Here is a 16991-nt window from a genome sequence, read left to right on the forward strand (position 1 = left end):
CGCTCGCCACAGCGGGTTCGTTCTCCCGTAAGCGCCTCAAAGGCAACAATAATTTTTGCTGCGACCGCCGACATCCGATCGATGGGTCGATTCTATGCAATCTGGCGAAGCGTTCGCATCACTGTTTGCCCAAATTGACGGTATTTAACGGCCGCGGAACATTCTATAAGGGGTGACCGTTAAGCCTCGTTCCCACCAGTTGCGGACAAGAACCCATGACATTCACGCTGCCCCCACTTCCTTACGCCTATGACGCCCTCGGCCAGTTCATGTCGAAGGAAACGCTGGAATTCCACCACGACAAGCACCATCAGGCCTACGTCACCAACGGCAACAATGCGCTGAAGGGGACCGAATGGGAAGGCAAGTCCCTTGAGGAGATCGTCAAGGGCTCGTTCGGCAAGAATCCCGCCGTGTTCAACAATGCCGGCCAGCACTACAACCACATCCACTTCTGGAGCTGGATGAAGCCTAATGGCGGCGGCACCAAGCTGCCGGGCAAGCTCGAAAAGAAGATCAACGAGGACCTCGGCGGCTTCGACAAGTTCAAGACGGACTTCCAGGCGGCCGGCGTCGGCCAGTTCGGCTCCGGCTGGTGCTGGCTCCAGGTCAAGAACGGCAAGCTCGAGATCTCCAAGACCCCGAACGGCGAGAATCCGCTGGTGCACGGCGCCACGCCGATCCTCGGCTGCGACGTCTGGGAGCACTCCTACTACATCGACTATCGCAACCGCCGTCCGGACTATCTGAAGGCGTTCGTCGAGAACCTCGTGAACTGGGAATACGTCGAGTCCCTGTTCGACAAGGCCTGAGGCCTCGCGCATTCCGGGTTCGGCTCCGCCGCTCGGAATGACGGAATTGAAAAAGGCGGTCGCATGCGCGGCCGCCTTTTTGCCGTGCGGAATTCGTATCCGCCGCGCATGGCCCTGCGCAGGGCGCGCAATGCTTCCGCCGCTGTACTGTTTGCATCGCGAGGACGGCGCCCTTAATCAGGACGGGCATCACCCTCGAGCCGAACGCGCCCGTTGTCAGAATCTTCTCCGAAAGACCCGGCGCCTGCCGAGGACGTGGAGTACGAGCCGCGGCCGGGGCGTGTGCGCAAGCCGATCGGCTGGTCGACGATCATCATCGCGGCCCTGGTGGCGGTGAGTGCGGGTCTGGTCTGGCGGCGTGATGGCACCGACGGCGTTCTCGACATTCTCACCCACGATCTCTCGCTGTTCGGCGGCATCCTGCCGCGCGTGCTGGCGGGTTGCCTGCTCGGGGCCTTCATCTCCGAAATCCTGCCGCACGAGAAAGTCTCGCGCGCGCTGGGGCCGAAATCAGGGCTGAAGGGCCTTTTGATCGGCACCGCCTTCGGCGCGATCCTGCCGGGCGGACCCTTCACCGCTTATCCGGTGGCGAGCGCGCTGCTCGCGGTCGGCGCCGATTTCGGCGCCACCATCGCCATGGTCGTGAGCTGGACCCTGATCGGCTATGGCCGCGCGGTGGCCTGGGAAATCCCGATCATGGGCACCGATTTCACGCTGTGGCGCATCGTCATCTCGCTGCCGCTGCCGGTGCTCGCCGGCAGCCTCGGCCGCTTCGTCCATGTCCGGCTCTATCCGAAGCCGGCCGCGAAGGACGACGAGACGTGAGCGCCGCGCTGCTCATCGACATCCTGTTGTGGGGCTCGGTCTTCGGCGTCGGCCTGATCGCCTTCCGCCGCGGCCCCCCGGTGTTCAAGGCTTCGCTCCGCGAAGGCTCCATGGACTTCATCAACATCGTGCCGCGCATTGCGCTGGGCGTGATCGGCTCCGGCTACATCGCAGCCATCATCCCGCAAGAGGCGATCACCGGCTGGCTCGGGCCGGACAGCGGCTGGCTTGGGGTTGCGACTGCCGTGGTCGCCGGCGCCGCCACGCCGGGCGGGCCGGTGATCGGCTTTTCCATCGGCACAGTGGCGCTGAAATCCGGCGGGGGCGTGCCGCAGGTCGTCGCCTATGTCGTCGCTTGGGCGCTGTTTGCCTTCCAGCGGGTGATCTTGTGGGAAATCCCGTTCATGCCGGCCCGTTTCGTCTGGTTCCGCTGCGCCGTCTCAGTGCCGTTCCCGTTCGTCGCCGCCGCCATCGCGATGGTGATCGGCAAGCCCTGAGCCGGCCGTGGACAGGAGTAATGTTATAATATAACGTCCTGGAATGGTTCCCGCCGCGTCCCAAGCTCATCATCACGACCATGCTCATGACCATTCTCATGATCATTCTCATGGCCACGGGCATTCGCATGGGCACGACCACACCCACGCTCATGTCCATGATGCGGCCTCGCCCCATCCGGCTCAGGCCGCGCCCTGGTCGATCCTGCGCATGACATTGGCTGGCCGTCTCGCAGCTGCACTTGCCGTCTGTGCCGTGCTCTGGGGCGTGGTCTTCCTGGCGATGAGGTGATCATGGCGGCGGCGCTGCACTTTCACAATGTCACGCTCGGCTACGACCGCCATCCGGCCGTGCACCATCTCAACGGCGAGGTCGCGCGAGGTGCGCTGGTCGCCGTGATCGGTCCGAACGGCGCCGGCAAGTCGACGCTGCTGCGCGGCATCGTCGGCATTCTCCGGCCGCTCGACGGCAGCATTCATCTGGGCGGGCTCGACTCCCGCGAAATCGCCTACCTGCCACAGAGCGCGGAGATCGACCGCAGCTTCCCGATCTCGGTGTTCGACTTCGTCGGCACCGGGCTATGGCGCGGGACCGGCCTGTTCGGCGGCATCGGCAAGGCCGCGCGCGAACAAATCCTCCGAGCGATCGCATCCGTCGGCCTCAATGGCTTCGAGAACCGTCCGATCGGCACGCTCTCGGGCGGACAGATGCAGCGCATACTGTTCGCGCGGGTGCTGCTCCAGGACGCGAGGCTGATCGTGCTGGACGAGCCCTTCAACGCCATCGACAGCAAGACCACGACCGACCTGCTCGCGCTGGTGAAGCACTGGCACGGCGAAGGCCGGACCGTGCTCGCCGCGCTCCACGACATGGAGATGGTGCGCAACCACTTCGCCGAGACGCTGGTGCTGGCGCGCGGCCCCGTGGCGTGGGGATCGACGGCGGAGGTGCTGACGCCGGAAAACCTGTTGGTCGCGATGCGGATGTGCGAAGCCTTCGACGACAGCGCCGCGGCCTGCGCGGCCGATGATGCCCGCTCGCGGGCCGCGTGATCACCGATGCTCTATGACGCGCTGATCGGCCCGTTCACCGAATTCGAGTTCATGCGGCGCGCGCTCGCCGCCGTGATCGCGCTGTCGCTCGCGGGCGCGCCGATCGGCGTGTTCCTGATGCTGCGGCGGATGAGCCTCGTCGGCGATGCCATGGCGCATGCGATCCTGCCTGGTGCGGCCGTCGGTTTCCTGCTCTCCGGCCTCAATCTGTTCGCGATGACGGCCGGCGGCCTGATCGCGGGCTTTGCGGTCGCGATCCTCGCAGGCCTCGTCGCGCGCTCGACCGGGCTGAAGGAGGACGCTTCGCTTGCGACCTTCTATCTGGCGTCTCTGGCGCTGGGTGTGACCATCGTCTCGATCAAGGGCACCAACATCGACCTCTTGCACGTGCTGTTCGGCAACATCCTCGCGATGGACGACCAGACGCTGCTGGTGGTGGCCTTCAACGCCACGGTCACGCTGCTCGTGCTCGCGGTGATCTACCGCCCACTTGTGATCGAGAGCGTCGATCCCTTGTTCTTACGCACCGTGAGCCGCGCCGGCGGGCCCGCACATCTTGCCTTCCTCGCGCTCGTCGTCATCAACCTCGTCAACGGCTTTCAGGCGCTCGGCACGTTGCTGGCGGTGGGCCTGATGATCCTGCCGGCGGGCATTGCCCGGTTCTGGTCCCGGGATCTCACCATCATGATCTGCATCGCCGTCCTCGCTGCCGCAGTCTCGGGCTATGCGGGCCTTGTGCTGTCGTTTCAGACCCGCGTGCCGTCGGGCCCCGCAATCATTCTCGTGGCGGCGGTGCTTTACATCGTCTCCGTGTTGTTCGGCCGCGTCGGAGGCGTCGTCAGGCAAATGTTTCCCGGCCGGCATCTGGAAGCGTGACCGGCGATGCGCTTCCTTCTGCTCTTCGCCTTGCTGCTGATCGCGACCCCGCTGCACGCGGCCGAGCGGCTCAATGTTGTCGCCAGCTTCTCGATCCTCGCCGATTTCGTCCGCACGATCGGCAGCGACCGAATCAATCTGACGACGCTGGTCGGGGTGGACAGCGACGTCCACGTCTATACGCCTGCGCCAAGCGATGCGAAGCGGATTGCGGATGCAAAGCTCGTCATCGTCAACGGGCTCGGCCTCGAGGGCTGGCTGCCGCGTCTGGTGCAGTCCTCCGGAGCCAAAGCGCAGGTGGTCACCGCGAGTGCTGGCATCGCGCCGCTGAAGCTCGGCTCTGCCGCGGACCCCCATGCATGGCAGTCCGTTCCGAACGCCAAGACTTACGTGACGGACATCGCCAATGCGCTGGCCGCGGCCGCCCCTGACGACGCGGAATTCTTCCGCGCCCAGGCGAAGGGCTATCTGGACAAGCTCGAAACGCTCGACCGCGAGGTGCGGGAGGCCGTGGCAAAAATCCCGCCGGAGCGGCGCAAGGTGATCTCCACCCACGAAGCCTTCGGCTATTTCGCCGCCGAATACGGCGTCCAGTTCATCGCGCCCCTGGGTGTCTCCACCGAGACCGAGCCCAGCGCGCGGGACATCGCCGCCATCATCGGCCAGATCAAGGCCCAAAAAATTCCGGCCGTGTTCCTGGAAAATATCAGCGACGACCGGCTGATCCGGCGGATCGCGGCCGAGACGGGCGCAAAGGTCGGCGGGACCCTGATTTCGGACGGTTTGACCGGCGAAAAGGGGCCTGCACCCACTTACATTGACATGGTCAGGCACAATATAAAGGCCCTGACCAGCGCGCTTGACCACTAGGGCAGGGGGCCACCCCGCCTCGCGTCGCGCGGAAGCCCAAAGTCCGGAGTTGTTATGTCTGAAGCGACGTCCCAAAAAATTCCCGTGACCGTCCTGACCGGCTATCTCGGAGCCGGCAAGACCACGCTTTTGAACCGCATCCTGTCGGAAAACCACGGCAAGAAATACGCCGTCATCGTCAACGAATTCGGCGAGATCGGCATCGACAACGACCTCATCATCGGTGCCGATGAGGAAGTGTTCGAAATGAACAACGGCTGCATCTGCTGCACCGTGCGCGGCGATCTCGTGCGCATCATGGACGGGTTGATGAAGCGCAAGGGCAAGTTCGACGCCATCATCGTCGAGACCACGGGCCTCGCCGATCCGGCGCCGGTCGCCCAGACCTTCTTCGTGGACGAGGACGTGCAGAAGAACGCCCGCCTCGATGCGGTAGTGACGGTCGCCGATGCCAAATGGCTGTCGGACCGGCTGAAGGACGCGCCCGAGGCCAAGAACCAGATCGCCTTTGCCGACGTCATCGTGCTGAACAAGACCGATCTCGTCACCAAGCCGGAGCTTGCTGAGGTCGAAGCTCGCATCCGCGCCATCAACCCCTATGCGAAGCTGCACCGCACCGAGCGCTGCTCGGTGGCGTTGGCCGACGTGCTCGATCGCGGCGCGTTCGACCTCGACCGCATCCTCGACATCGAGCCGGACTTTCTGAATGCCGATGATCATGACCACGATCATGATCATCACGGCCACAACCATGATCACCATCATGATCACGGCCATGGCCTGAAGCACTATCACGACGAGGACATGCAGTCGCTGTCGCTCAAGAGCGACAAGCCGCTCGATCCGAACGTATTCATGCCCTGGCTCCAGAACCTGGTGCAGGTGGAGGGCGGCAAGATCCTGCGCTCCAAGGGCATTCTCGCCTTCCACGATGACGACGACCGCTACGTCTTCCAGGGCGTCCACATGATGCTGGAGGGCAACCACCAGCGAAAATGGAAGGACGGCGAATCGCGCGAGAGCCGCCTCGTCTTCATCGGCCGCGAATTGCCCGAAGAGCTCATTCGCACGGGCTTCGAGAGCTGCATCGTCTCGTGATGAAAGAGTTTACGCCGGCTCCCGATTCCGCCTCGATCGTCTCCGTCACCGACCGCGTCAAGCCGGTCGCGCTCGGCATGGGCGTGATCTCAGCGCACTTCCTCGCCGACCGCGCCGTTTTCGTCGGCGGCGAGGAGAACGTCGCGTTCGTAGGTAGCCAAGGCGAGATCACCACGGTCGCCGTGCACAGCGGCGGCATTCTCTCGACTGCGTCCGATGGCAAGCGCCTCGTGATGGGCGGCGACGATGGGAAAGTCGTTTCGCTCGAGGCCAAGGGCGAGGTGACGCTGCTTGCGATCGACCCGAAGCGGCGCTGGATCGATGCGGTGGCGCTGCATCCGGACGGCGCCTATGCCTGGTCGGCTGGCAAGACGGCTTTCGTCAAGAGCGGCAAGAATGAAGAGAAGTCGATCGAGGTGCCCTCGACCGTCGGCGGACTTGCGTTCGCGCCGAAGGGCCTGCGGCTCGCGATCGCCCACTACAACGGCGCGACGTTGTGGTTTCCCAACATGGCGGCCGGCGCGGAGTTCTTGCCGTGGGCCGGTTCGCATCTCGGCGTCACCTTCAGCCCCGACAACAAGTTCCTGGTCACCACGATGCACGAGGCGGCGCTGCACGGCTGGCGGCTCGCGGATAACCGCCACATGCGCATGACCGGCTATCCCGGCCGCGTCCGTTCGATGTCCTGGAGCGCGGGCGGCAAGGCGCTTGCGACCTCGGGCGCCGACACCGTGATCCTGTGGCCGTTCGCCAGCAAAGACGGCCCGATGGGCAAGGAGCCCGCGATGCTCGCGCCGCTGCAGGCGCGCGTGTCCGTGGTCGCCTGCCACCCCAAGAACGACATCTTCGCCGCCGGCTACAGCGACGGCACCGTGCTGATGGTGCGTCTGGAGGACGGCGCGGAGATCCTGGTCCGCCGCAACGGCACACCAGCCGTCGCCGCGCTCGCCTGGAACGCCAAAGGCACGCTGCTGGCCTTCGCCGACGAAAATGGAGACGGCGGTCTGCTGGAACTTTAATCTGTCGTCGTTCTGACCGCAGGGTGGGCAAAGGCGCTCTTGCGCCGTGCCCACCATCTCTCCGCGAAACAGAAGTGGTGGGCACGCCGCGCGAAGAGCGCGCCTTTTGCCCACCCTACCGTATCTCCCAAATGGCGCGCGAACACATGCGGTTTCTGACGACATTCCAGATTGCTGACTTCCTCGACACGCTGGTCAGCCTGTTCACGGCCTTCGTGCTGGCACGCTGATCGGCGCCGAGCGGCAATATCGGCAGCGCACCGCGGGCCTGCGCGCCAACGTGCTGGTTGCGGTCGGCGCCGCGGCCTTTGTCGATCTCGCCATGCATCTAACGGGCGCCGACGGTGCCGTTCGCGTGATCTTCAATGTCGTCTCCGGCAGCACCACGGAATAAGCGCGGCGTTTTGGCGCGTGAGGGGTTGGTTCCCGCTTCACCTGGCACGGAACCGCAGCCCGGCGATTTCGTTGATCCCGCGGACAAAGGCGGTGATCGACATGACCGGCCACAATGACAAGCGCAGATTGAAACTCGACCTGGTGATTGCCTGTTCGCTGTTCGCCGCAGGTGTCGTGATCTCAGGCATGTCGCTGGCGCAAATCCGTGCCGAGAGCCGGATGCAGACGGCGCAGGCGACGCCGCCGCTCCAGGGCACCCCGTCCGAGGATCAGAGCAAGACGCCCGCTGAATCCAAGCCTGGCGGCGACCGCCCGACGACCCCGGCGCCCGAGCCCGCCCGCCCCGATCCGCAGACGCAAGGCGCTGCGGGCGCGGCTAAACCAGCATTGCCGCAGGCACCTGCCGAGAAGATCGCGCCACCGATCAAGGAGAAGTAGTTTTCCCCGTCATTCCGGGTTGCGACGTTGTCGCGAACTCTGATGCGCAATTGTGCATCAGAGGATCCATTGATCCGCATGCCCGATGGATTCCGGGCTCGGCGCCACGCGTCGCCCCGGAATGACGGGCGGAGGGAGTCGGACTCCCCCTCACCGCACCAGCACATTCCGGAACTGCCAGGGATCGCTGGTATCGATATCTTCCGGAAACAGTCCCGGACGATCCGTCAGCGGCGTCCAGTCGGTGTAGAAACCCTTCACCGGGCCGAGATACGGGATCTGGATTTCCAGCAGACGATCGAAATCCATCTCGTCGGCTTCGACGATGCCTTCGTTCGGGTTTTCCAGCGCCCACACCATGCCGCCGAGCACGGCGGAGGTCACTTGCAGGCCGGTGGCGTTCTGATAGGGGGCGAGTTTGCGGGTCTCTTCGATGGAGAGCTGCGAGCCGTACCAGTAGGCATTGTTGTCGTGTCCGAACAGCAGCACACCGAGTTCGTCGATGCCATCGACGATCTCGTTCTCATCGAGGATGTGGTGCTTTTCCTGCATCTTGGCGGCGCGGCCGAACATTTCATGCAGCGACAGCACGGCATCGTCAGCCGGATGATAGGCATAGTGGCAGGTCGGCCGATAAATCGCCGTGCCTGATGCGTCGCGCACCGTGAAGTAATCGGCGATCGAGATCGACTCGTTGTGGGTGACGAGGAAGCCATACTGCGCGCCGCGGGTCGGGCACCAGGTGCGCACGCGCGTGTTGGCGCCGGGCTGCATCAGATAGATGGCGGCGCCGCAGCCGGCTTCGTGGGTACGCGCATTCTCGGGCATCCATTTTTCATGGGTGCCCCAACCGAGTTCGGACGGCTGCACGCCTTCCGACAGGAAACCTTCCACCGACCAGGTGTTGACGAAAACATCAGGCTCTTTCGGCGACTTGGAGCGCTGGGTGTCGCGTTCGGCGATGTGGATGCCCTTGACACCAGCCTGCCGCATCAAGTCCGCCCATTCGGCTTTGGTCTTCGGCTTGGGAGCGTTGAGCTTCAGATCAGCGGCGACATTGAGCAGCGCCTGCTTGACGAAAAAGGACACCATGCCAGGATTGGCGCCGCAGCAGGAGACGGCCGTGGTCGAGCCCGCGGGGCGCGCCTTCTTGGCGGCCAACGTCGCTTCGCGAAGGGCGTAATTGGAGCGCGCTTCCGGTCCCTTCGAAGCATCGAAATAGAAGCCCAGCCAAGGCTCGTTGACGGTGTCGATATAAAGAGCGCCAAGTTCGTTGCAGAGCTCCATGATGTCGGTAGAGCCGGTATCGACCGAGAGATTGACGCAAAAACCCTGGCCACCGCCTTCAGTGAGCAGCGGGGTCAGCAAGTCGCGATAATTGTCCTTGGTCACGCCCTGCTGGATGAACCTGACATTGTGCTTCTCGCAATGTGCCTTGCGGCCCTCGTCCTTGGGATCGATCACGGTGATGCGCGACTTGTCGTAATCGAGATGCCGCTCAATCAGAGGCAACGTGCCTTTGCCGATGGAGCCGAAGCCGACCATGACGATGGGGCCGGTAATCTTCGCGTAAATCTGCGAGGCGGGGCTCATGGGATGGTTTCTCCGGAACGTGCTGGCGGATAAAGGGTGAGGGGTTGATCAGGCGCTGCGGCGCTTCGCGGTCGCTTCGATCTCGACCTTCATCTCGGGCTTGTAGAGCGCCGAGACGACGAGAAGCGTTGCGGCCGGGCGGATCTCGCCGAGGACTTCGCCGCAGACGGCGAAATGCGCGTCTGCGTCCTTGGCGTCGGTGAGGTAGTAGGTCACGCGGACGAGGTCGGCCATCTCGAAGCCGCCCTCCTTCAGGGCAGCTTCGATGGTCTTGAAGCAGTTGCGTGACTGGCTGGTGACGTCGGCCGGCATTGTCATCGTCGTGTAGTCATAGCCGGTGGTTCCCGCCACGAAGGCGAACTCGCCGTCGATCACAGCGCGGCTGTAGCCGGCGGCCTTCTCGAACGGGGAGCCGGTGGAAATCAGGCGGCGGGACATGGTCTCGGACCTCGAGGGTGTTTCGCGGGGTTAAAGGGCGTTTCCCGGGCCCGCGCAACCCCCAAGGGACAGGCGCGGGTGGGCGTTACCGCGGAACGCGGCTTGGGTCCTCGCCATGATGGCAAGTCCCTTAAGCCGCGTGCGCGTGAGGAGCGAGCGATGCCCGCCGTTCGGGCAAGACTGAGCCAGTCGGGACGATCATCCCGGACACGCCGTCGAGCGCACCTGCGGTGAATTCGAGCGCCAGCAGGCGGTCGCGCTCGAACGGACCGGGCAGTGAGAGCTCGCCGGTCTTCTCAGGTGAGAAGCCGAAGCGGGCGTAATAGGGGGCATCGCCGAGCAGGATCACGGCGGCATGCCCGCGCGCCCGGGCGGCGGCCAGCGCTTGTCGCATCAGCGCGGCGCCGATCCCGAGCTCGCGGCAGGCAGGGTCGACCGCCAGCGGTCCGAGGACCAGAGCGGGCCTGCCTCCGGCGCTGACGTGCCACAGACGCACGGTTCCCACGAGTTGTCCCTCGTGCACGGCGGCCAGCGCGAGGCCGGCGGCGGGTGCGCGTCCGTCGCGCAGGCGCTGGCAGGTGCGGCCGTGGCGGTTCTCGCCAAAGCAGGCATCCAGCAGCGCTTCACGCATCGCGACATCGGCAGCACGCTCGCTGCGGATCGCGAACGAAGCGGCTTTCGACGTGAGGGCGTCTTGTGGCTTCCGAAGTGCGGTCATGGCGCGTCAATCCCCGCTTGAACCCGCGTGCGAGAAGCACGCCGGTCCAAGGCGTCGTCAAAAATCGAAATGTCAGGGAGGGAGCCGGCAAGCCGGCTCCCGGGTTCGTCAGGCCTCAGAACGAGAGGCGGATCAGATGTGATAGGTCTTCAGCGGCGGGATGCCGTTGAACGCCACCGCCGAGTAGGTCGACGTATAGGCCCCGGTGCCTTCGATCAGCAATTTGTCGCCGATCTCGAGCGTGACGGGAAGCGGATACGGGTTCTTCTCGTACAGCACGTCGGCGCTGTCGCAGGTCGGACCTGCGAGCACGCACGGCGTCATGTCCGCGCCGTCATGCGGGGTGCGGATGGCGTAGCGGATCGACTCGTCCATGGTCTCGGCGAGACCGCCGAACTTGCCGATGTCCAGATAGACCCAGCGCACCTCGTCCTCGTCGCTCTTCTTCGAGATCAGCACGACCTCGGATTCGATGATGCCGGCGTTGCCCACCATGCCGCGACCCGGTTCGATGATGGTCTCCGGAATCTGGTTGCCGAAGTGCTTGCGCAGCGCGCGGAAGATCGAGCGGCCGTAGGTGACGACCGGCGGCACGTCCTTCAGGTATTTGGTCGGGAAGCCGCCGCCCATGTTGACCATGGAGAGGTTGATGCCGCGCTCGGCACAGTCGCGGAACACCTGCGAGGCCATCGCCAGCGCACGGTCCCACGCCTTCACCTTGCGCTGCTGCGAGCCGACATGGAAGGAGATGCCGCACGGCTCCAGGCCCAGGCGCTTGGCGACGTCGAGCACCTCGACGGCCATCTCCGGGTCGCAACCGAACTTGCGCGACAGCGGCCACTCGGCGCCGGCGCAGTCATAGAGGATGCGGCAGAACACCTTCGCGCCGGGAGCGGCACGGGCGACCTTCTCGACCTCGGCGGCGCAGTCCACGGCGAAAAGCCGAATGCCGAGCGCGAAGGCGCGCGCGATGTCGCGCTCCTTCTTGATCGTGTTGCCGAAGGAGATGCGCTCGGGCGTCGCACCAGCGGTCAGCGCCATCTCGATCTCGGCGACCGTCGCGGTGTCGAAGCAGGAGCCCATGGAAGCGAGCAGCGCCAGCACTTCCGGCGCCGGGTTCGCCTTGACGGCATAGAACACGCGGCTGTCGGGCAGCGCCTTGGCGAAGGTCTGGTAATTGTCGCGCACGACCTCGAGATCGACGACGAGGCACGGCTCGGTGTCGAGGCCATCCTTGCGGCGGTTGCGCAGGAATTCCTGGATACGATCTGTCATAGCACTCTCCCAAACGGCCCAGCGACGGGGATCCGTTCAAAAAATGACGTCGGATAAGAGCGCTCCGGCCAGATCACGCGATGGAGGCGTGACGAGCCAAAGACTCAAACCAGACTGTGCTGCCGTGGATTGGTTGGGAATGTTCCCACCCGCACACCTGGCAATGAAGGACAAGCCTTTTCAGTAGCCCGCGCCGGCGTTGGACTGCCGGTAGAGACCAAAAAAGCCCGATCCGTCGTTGCTTTAAGTCGCGTCCCCCGTTGAGAGCGGGGTGCGCCGGTTCGCCTCCGGCTGCCAGTCACGGTTGCAAGAAGTGAAGTCACCTTCGACAAGGCATCTCTTGAGAGAGATGCTGGACGCTCCGGGTTTGCTTTCGTCTTCAGGCCTCTTGAGCCTTCCGACTTCTGCACTTCCGAAGAGCCCCTCGGCTTCTTCACCCCTTGGCGGCTGTCCGGCCTCTTGTCCGGATACCTACCGACTGACACACGACCACAGGCACGTGCGAAATTGGGCAAGACCGCACATAAGCGTTTTGACTCTGGTTCGCAAGAATTTTTTTAGGCTGACAACAGAATTGCCTAACATCTGCTTGCGCAGTGTTGCGCGAGCGATGCGGAAGATGAACGTGCGTTAAGTTTTCACAGCACGCGCGCGCATCTCTTGCGCGAGAGGAAGCGTCAGCCGCGCTTCGTGAACGGCTCGACGCGCTGAGCTGCGCGGATGAACGCGGTCATCACGAGCACGCCGAGTGCGAACAGCACGGCCTGAAGGATGTGCGCGCCCTGATCGCCGAGCCCGAACAGGATCGCGAGCGCCCAGCCGCCGGCGAACGCGGCGCCGAATACTTCGGCGCCGATCAGGATGGCAGCGCTGATGACGGTGATGACGCTTGGCCAGACGATCTGACGGGAAGACGAGGAAGGCGCGTTCATGAGCTCAGGGGTCCCTAGGCTTCGAGGGCCGCAATCTCCCCGAAAAGGCGGCCGGGAGCAAGGGCAAATGGCCCAAAAAAGCCCCATCGCGTGCTATAGCTGGCCGCAACAAATCAGCTCAAAAATCGGGACTTGCGATGTCAGAACCCCGCCAAACTACGGACGCCGAGACCAACCCGCTGCTGGAGGCCTGGGTGACGCCGTTTGCGACCCCGCCGTTCGACGAGATCAAGCCTGAGCACTTCCTGCCGGCGTTCGAGCAGGCCTTCGCCGATCACTCCGCCGAGATTGCGGCGATCACGAATGATCCGGCGGCCGCCGACTTCGCCAACACCATCACGGCGCTGGAGCGCTCGGGCAAGCTCCTCAACAAGGTCACGGCCGTCTTCTACGACCTCGTCTCGGCGCATTCCAATCCGGCCATCCTGGAGATCGACAAGGAGGTCTCCTTGCGGATGGCACGGCACTGGAATCCGATCATGATGAACGCCGTGCTGTTTGGTCGCATCGCCCATCTGCACGAGAACCGCGCCAGTCTTGGCCTGACGCCTGAGCAGCTCCGCCTGCTGGAGCGCACCTACACCCGCTTCCACCGCTCCGGCGCGGGCCTCTCCGAAGAGGCCAAGACGCGGATGGCGGAGATCAACGAGAAGCTTGCGCAACTCGGAACCAGCTTCAGCCATCATCTGCTCGGCGACGAGCAGGAGTGGTTCATGGAGCTCGGCGAAGGCGATCGCCAGGGCCTGCCCGAGAGCTTCGTTGCCGCCGCCAAGACCGCGGCAGAAGAGCGCGGTATGGCCGGCAAGGCGATCGTGACGCTGTCGCGCTCCTCGACCGAGCCGTTCCTGAAGAGCTCGGCCCGGCGCGACCTGCGCGAGAAAGTCTACAAGGCCTTCACGGCGCGCGGCGACAACGGCAATTCCAACGACAACAATGGAATCATCGTCGAGATCCTGCAGCTGCGGGAGGAGAGCGCCAAGCTCCTGGGCTATCCGACCTTCGCCGCCTACCGGCTCGAGGATTCCATGGCCAAGACGCCGGATGCGGTGCGCGGCCTCCTGGAGCGGGTCTGGAAGCCGGCGCGGGCGCGCGCGCTTGCCGACCGTGACGAGATGCAGGCGCTGATCACGACAGAGGGCGGCAATTTCAAGCTCGCGCCCTGGGACTGGCGCTTTTACGCCGAGAAGCTCCGCCTCCAGCGCGCCAATTTCGACGACGCCGCGATCAAGCCGTATCTCACGCTCGATCACATGATCGCCGCCGCCTTCGACTGCGCCACGCGGCTGTTCGGCATCACCTTCGCGGAGCGCAAGGATGTCCCGGCCTGGCACCCGGACGTCCGGGTCTGGGAGGTGAAGGGGCCGGATGGCACGCACAAGGCGCTGTTCTACGGCGACTACTATGCCCGGTCGTCAAAGCGCTCCGGCGCCTGGATGACGTCGCTGCGCGACCAGCAGAAGCTCGACGGCGAGATCGCGCCGCTCATCATCAATGTTTGCAACTTCGCCAAGGGCGCGGGCGGTGAGCCCTCCCTGCTGTCGCCCGACGATGCCCGCACCCTGTTCCACGAATTCGGCCACGCCCTGCACGGCATGTTGTCCAATGTGACTTATCCGTCGCTGTCGGGCACCTCGGTGTTCACCGACTTCGTCGAATTGCCCTCCCAGCTCTACGAGCACTGGCAGGAGCGGCCCGAAGTGCTCCAGCAGTTCGCCCGCCACTACCAGACCGGCGAGCCGCTGCCGGACGATCTGCTGCAGCGCTTCCTTGCCGCGCGAAAATTCAACCAGGGTTTTGCGACCGTCGAGTTCGTCTCCTCGGCGCTGGTCGACCTCGAATTCCACACCCAGCCGGCCGCCGCCGCGCAGGATGTCCGCGCCTTCGAGAAGAAGGAGCTGGAGAAGATCGGCATGCCCGAGGAAATCTCGCTGCGTCACCGACCTACACAATTCGGCCATATCTTCTCCGGCGACCATTATGCCGCGGGCTATTACAGCTACATGTGGTCCGAGGTGATGGATGCCGACGCCTTCGGTGCGTTCGAGGAGGCCGGCAACATCTTCGATCCGGCGGTCGCCAAGCGTCTGCACGACGACATCTACGCCTCGGGCGGATCGGTCGATCCGGAAGCCGCCTATGAGGCCTTCCGTGGCCGCCCGCCCGAGCCCGACGCGCTGCTACGTCGGCGCGGCCTGCTCGACGACGCAAAGGCGGCCTGATGGGCATGCGCGCCCTGTTCGGATTGCTGCTCGCCGCCGGCCTGTCGTTCCTGGCGGGCACGGCGCGCGCGCATCCGCATGTCTGGATCACCGCGACCAGCGAGTTGCTCTACGCTGCGGACGGCACCATCACCGGCGTCCGCCACGCCTGGACGTTTGACGACATGTTCTCGGCCTATGCGGTGCAGGGGCTCGAGAGCAAGACCAAGGGCGCCTATACCCGCGAGGAGTTGGGCCCGCTGGCGCAGACCAATGTCGAGTCGCTGAAGGAATACGCCTACTTCACCTTCGCGCGAGCCGACGGCAAGAAGGAGCGATTCCAGAAGCCGACCGACTACTTCCTCGACTACAAGGATACGGTGCTGACCCTGCACTTCACGCTGCCGCTGAAGAACCCGGTCAAGCCGAAGCAACTGGTGCTCGAAGTGTTCGACCGTTCCTTCTTCATCGACTTCCAGATGGCCAAGGACAATCCGGTCAAGCTGGTCGGTGCGCCCGCGGGCTGCCAGATGAAGCTTGATCGGCCAAGCGACGGCACGGCGAGTGCGCAGAAGCTCAACGAACAGACCTTCATGGATGGCCCGAACGCCAATTTCGGCATGATGTTCGCCAACAAAATCACGGTGGATTGTCCTTGATCGGTCGTCTTCATTCTCCGCTCGCGCGCGGGCTGCTCGCCTGTGCTGCGGTCCTCCTCGTCGTAGGCGCGGCCGATGCGGCGCTTCACGATGTTCTCGCGCAAAGTCCGTTCGGCGCGCCGCGCCCGGCACAAGCCGCCGAGCCCGGGGCCGGCGGCGTCATCGGCTGGCTGCTCGCCAAGCAATCGGAATTCTATCGCCAGATGTCGGCGACCATCCGCTCCGCTAAGACCGACGGCTCGGCAGTGTGGACGCTACTGTTCATCTCCTTTGCGTACGGGATCTTCCATGCCGCCGGTCCCGGCCACGGCAAGGCGGTGATCGCCTCCTATCTTGTCGCCAACCGCGAGACGTCCCGGCGCGGCATCGCGCTGTCGTTCGCGTCCGCCCTGATGCAGTCGCTGGTAGCGATCCTCATCGTCGGTATCTCGGCCTGGGTGCTGAACGCGACCGCAAAGACCATGTGCAAGGCGGAAGGCGTGATCGAGATCGCGAGCTACGCCCTGATCGCGGCGTTCGGCCTGCGCCTGGTCTGGGTCAAGGGCGGCGGCTTCATCCGCGCGCTCCAGACGGCCCAGCCGGTGCCGGCGATCGCCGGGGTGCCGCATCACCATGACCACGGCCATCATCATCATCATGATGTGCATGATCATCATGACCATATTCACGGCCATGATCATCAACATCACGGGCACGACCACGTCCATGACGAGCATTGCGGCCATTCTCACGGGCCGACCCCGAGCGAGCTCGCCGGGCCCGGCGGCTGGCGGCGCGGGTTTGCTGCGATCCTCACCGTCGGCATCCGCCCCTGCTCGGGTGCGATCCTGGTGCTGGTGTTCGCGCTCGCCCAGGGCCTGTTCTGGGCCGGCATCGCCGCGACCTTGCTGATGGGGCTCGGCACCGCCATTACGGTCGCGGCCATCGCCGTCGTCGCCGTCTCCGCCAAGGACATCGCCGCCCGCCTCAGCGCCGGCCGCGACGGCGGCGGCGCTCTCTTCATGCGCGGCATCGAATTCGCCGCCGCCCGCCTCAGCGCCGGCCGCGACGGCGGCGGCGCTCTCTTCATGCGCGGCATCGAATTCGCCGCCGCCGGCCTCGTGCTGCTGTTCGGCGCTGGCCTGCTGTTCGGCTACATCGCGGCCGAGCGGACGACGTGTTTTTGAGTGCGGGCCTTGTAGCCCGGATGGAGCGAAGAGACTGGGCAATTATTTGTTTTGTCGCCGGCTTACGCGGTCGTGTCGGAATGTTTGACGGATTTAGGCTCGGAGTGGCGCTGGGGCGGCCCGTAGCC

The 16991-nt window shown here is 64.6% G+C and carries 18 protein-coding genes and 1 pseudogene; 14 read left to right on the plus strand and 5 right to left on the minus strand.

The annotated features are described in order from the left end of the window. Positions 1-215: 215 nt before the first annotated feature. The 11 genes and pseudogenes from IVA80_RS21165 (at position 216) to IVA80_RS21215 (ending at position 7884) form a co-directional block, all read left to right on the plus strand. On the plus strand, positions 216-812 hold the full coding sequence (locus IVA80_RS21165) for a superoxide dismutase (RefSeq protein WP_247434649.1): 597 nt from the start codon (positions 216-218) through the stop codon (positions 810-812). A 213-nt stretch (positions 813-1025) separates the two neighbouring features. After that, a complete protein-coding gene (locus tag IVA80_RS21170) occupies positions 1026-1637 on the plus strand; it encodes a permease (RefSeq protein ID WP_247434651.1) in 612 nt (203 codons plus the stop codon). Next, the gene (locus IVA80_RS21175) at positions 1634-2134 is read left to right on the plus strand and encodes a hypothetical protein (RefSeq protein ID WP_247434653.1); all 501 of its coding nucleotides are present in this window, start codon (positions 1634-1636) and stop codon (positions 2132-2134) included. Before IVA80_RS21170 ends, IVA80_RS21175 begins: the two co-directional genes overlap by 4 nt. A gap of 43 nt (positions 2135-2177) precedes the next feature. Then, positions 2178-2426 (plus strand): hypothetical protein, encoded by a 249-nt coding sequence (locus IVA80_RS21180; protein ID WP_247434656.1) that lies wholly within the window; start codon positions 2178-2180, stop codon positions 2424-2426. Positions 2427-2428: 2 nt separating this feature from the next. Next, positions 2429-3187: an ABC transporter ATP-binding protein gene (locus IVA80_RS21185; protein ID WP_247434660.1), complete on the plus strand. Its 759-nt coding sequence runs from the start codon at positions 2429-2431 to the stop codon at positions 3185-3187. Between the two features lie 6 nt (positions 3188-3193). Next, positions 3194-4063: a metal ABC transporter permease gene (locus IVA80_RS21190; protein ID WP_247434663.1), complete on the plus strand. Its 870-nt coding sequence runs from the start codon at positions 3194-3196 to the stop codon at positions 4061-4063. A 6-nt stretch (positions 4064-4069) separates the two neighbouring features. Beyond that, a complete protein-coding gene (locus tag IVA80_RS21195; RefSeq protein WP_247434668.1) occupies positions 4070-4933 on the plus strand; it encodes a zinc ABC transporter substrate-binding protein in 864 nt (287 codons plus the stop codon). 54 nt (positions 4934-4987) lie between these two features. Beyond that, on the plus strand, positions 4988-6031 hold the full coding sequence (locus IVA80_RS21200) for a GTP-binding protein (RefSeq protein ID WP_247434671.1): 1044 nt from the start codon (positions 4988-4990) through the stop codon (positions 6029-6031). Continuing rightward, positions 6031-7050, plus strand: coding sequence for a WD40 repeat domain-containing protein (locus IVA80_RS21205; protein WP_247434674.1), 1020 nt, complete (start codon positions 6031-6033; stop codon positions 7048-7050). The genes IVA80_RS21200 and IVA80_RS21205 overlap by 1 nt, the downstream gene beginning before the upstream one ends. Before the next feature lie 146 nt (positions 7051-7196). Then, positions 7197-7426, plus strand: a pseudogene (locus IVA80_RS21210) (MgtC/SapB family protein); the annotation flags it as partial. Between the two features lie 119 nt (positions 7427-7545). After that, a complete protein-coding gene (locus tag IVA80_RS21215) occupies positions 7546-7884 on the plus strand; it encodes a hypothetical protein (protein WP_247434708.1) in 339 nt (112 codons plus the stop codon). A 150-nt stretch (positions 7885-8034) separates the two neighbouring features. Here IVA80_RS21215 and IVA80_RS21220 read toward each other — a convergent pair whose 3' ends face one another. The 5 genes from IVA80_RS21220 to IVA80_RS21240 form a co-directional block, all read right to left on the minus strand. Next, the gene (locus IVA80_RS21220) at positions 8035-9477 is read right to left on the minus strand and encodes a homospermidine synthase (RefSeq protein WP_247434677.1); all 1443 of its coding nucleotides are present in this window, start codon (positions 9475-9477) and stop codon (positions 8035-8037) included. A 48-nt stretch (positions 9478-9525) separates the two neighbouring features. Next, entirely contained in the window at positions 9526-9915 is a 390-nt protein-coding gene (locus tag IVA80_RS21225) for a RidA family protein (protein ID WP_247434681.1), read from the minus strand. Between the two features lie 130 nt (positions 9916-10045). Further along, complete coding sequence (locus IVA80_RS21230) at positions 10046-10633, minus strand: N-acetyltransferase (protein ID WP_247434684.1); 588 nt, start codon at positions 10631-10633, stop codon at positions 10046-10048. A gap of 132 nt (positions 10634-10765) precedes the next feature. Then, entirely contained in the window at positions 10766-11908 is a 1143-nt protein-coding gene (locus IVA80_RS21235; RefSeq protein ID WP_247434688.1) for a type III PLP-dependent enzyme, read from the minus strand. Positions 11909-12585: 677 nt separating this feature from the next. Further along, positions 12586-12840, minus strand: coding sequence for a hypothetical protein (locus IVA80_RS21240; RefSeq protein WP_045004054.1), 255 nt, complete (start codon positions 12838-12840; stop codon positions 12586-12588). 137 nt (positions 12841-12977) lie between these two features. On the opposite strand from IVA80_RS21240, the gene IVA80_RS21245 reads away from it, so the two are divergent. Genes IVA80_RS21245 through IVA80_RS21255 form a run of 3 tightly spaced genes read left to right on the plus strand, consistent with a single transcriptional unit; the run spans position 12978 to position 16863 of the window. Next, entirely contained in the window at positions 12978-15059 is a 2082-nt protein-coding gene (locus IVA80_RS21245; RefSeq protein WP_247434691.1) for a M3 family metallopeptidase, read from the plus strand. Next, positions 15059-15697, plus strand: coding sequence for a DUF1007 family protein (locus IVA80_RS21250; protein WP_247434695.1), 639 nt, complete (start codon positions 15059-15061; stop codon positions 15695-15697). Before IVA80_RS21245 ends, IVA80_RS21250 begins: the two co-directional genes overlap by 1 nt. Next, positions 15697-16863, plus strand: coding sequence for a nickel/cobalt transporter (locus tag IVA80_RS21255; protein WP_247434711.1), 1167 nt, complete (start codon positions 15697-15699; stop codon positions 16861-16863). Before IVA80_RS21250 ends, IVA80_RS21255 begins: the two co-directional genes overlap by 1 nt. Positions 16864-16991: the final 128 nt, after the last annotated feature.

The organism is Bradyrhizobium sp. 139 (assembly GCF_023074175.1).
Taxonomy (GTDB): domain Bacteria; phylum Pseudomonadota; class Alphaproteobacteria; order Rhizobiales; family Xanthobacteraceae; genus Bradyrhizobium.

What these genes read in the sequence shown, in the direction of transcription:
- IVA80_RS21245 (WP_247434691.1), top strand. Translation starts at nt 12,978, where the DNA reads ATGTCAGAACCCCGCCAAACTACGGACGCCGAGACCAACCCGCTGCTG.
- IVA80_RS21240 (WP_045004054.1), bottom strand. Translation starts at nt 12,840, where the DNA reads ATGAACGCGCCTTCCTCGTCTTCCCGTCAGATCGTCTGGCCAAGCGTC.
- IVA80_RS21225 (WP_247434681.1), bottom strand. Translation starts at nt 9,915, where the DNA reads ATGTCCCGCCGCCTGATTTCCACCGGCTCCCCGTTCGAGAAGGCCGCC.
- IVA80_RS21230 (WP_247434684.1), bottom strand. Translation starts at nt 10,633, where the DNA reads ATGACCGCACTTCGGAAGCCACAAGACGCCCTCACGTCGAAAGCCGCT.
- IVA80_RS21195 (WP_247434668.1), top strand. Translation starts at nt 4,070, where the DNA reads ATGCGCTTCCTTCTGCTCTTCGCCTTGCTGCTGATCGCGACCCCGCTG.
- IVA80_RS21250 (WP_247434695.1), top strand. Translation starts at nt 15,059, where the DNA reads ATGGGCATGCGCGCCCTGTTCGGATTGCTGCTCGCCGCCGGCCTGTCG.
- IVA80_RS21205 (WP_247434674.1), top strand. Translation starts at nt 6,031, where the DNA reads ATGAAAGAGTTTACGCCGGCTCCCGATTCCGCCTCGATCGTCTCCGTC.
- IVA80_RS21235 (WP_247434688.1), bottom strand. Translation starts at nt 11,908, where the DNA reads ATGACAGATCGTATCCAGGAATTCCTGCGCAACCGCCGCAAGGATGGC.
- IVA80_RS21215 (WP_247434708.1), top strand. Translation starts at nt 7,546, where the DNA reads ATGACCGGCCACAATGACAAGCGCAGATTGAAACTCGACCTGGTGATT.
- IVA80_RS21190 (WP_247434663.1), top strand. Translation starts at nt 3,194, where the DNA reads ATGCTCTATGACGCGCTGATCGGCCCGTTCACCGAATTCGAGTTCATG.
- IVA80_RS21200 (WP_247434671.1), top strand. Translation starts at nt 4,988, where the DNA reads ATGTCTGAAGCGACGTCCCAAAAAATTCCCGTGACCGTCCTGACCGGC.
- IVA80_RS21180 (WP_247434656.1), top strand. Translation starts at nt 2,178, where the DNA reads ATGGTTCCCGCCGCGTCCCAAGCTCATCATCACGACCATGCTCATGAC.
- IVA80_RS21220 (WP_247434677.1), bottom strand. Translation starts at nt 9,477, where the DNA reads ATGAGCCCCGCCTCGCAGATTTACGCGAAGATTACCGGCCCCATCGTC.
- IVA80_RS21165 (WP_247434649.1), top strand. Translation starts at nt 216, where the DNA reads ATGACATTCACGCTGCCCCCACTTCCTTACGCCTATGACGCCCTCGGC.
- IVA80_RS21185 (WP_247434660.1), top strand. Translation starts at nt 2,429, where the DNA reads ATGGCGGCGGCGCTGCACTTTCACAATGTCACGCTCGGCTACGACCGC.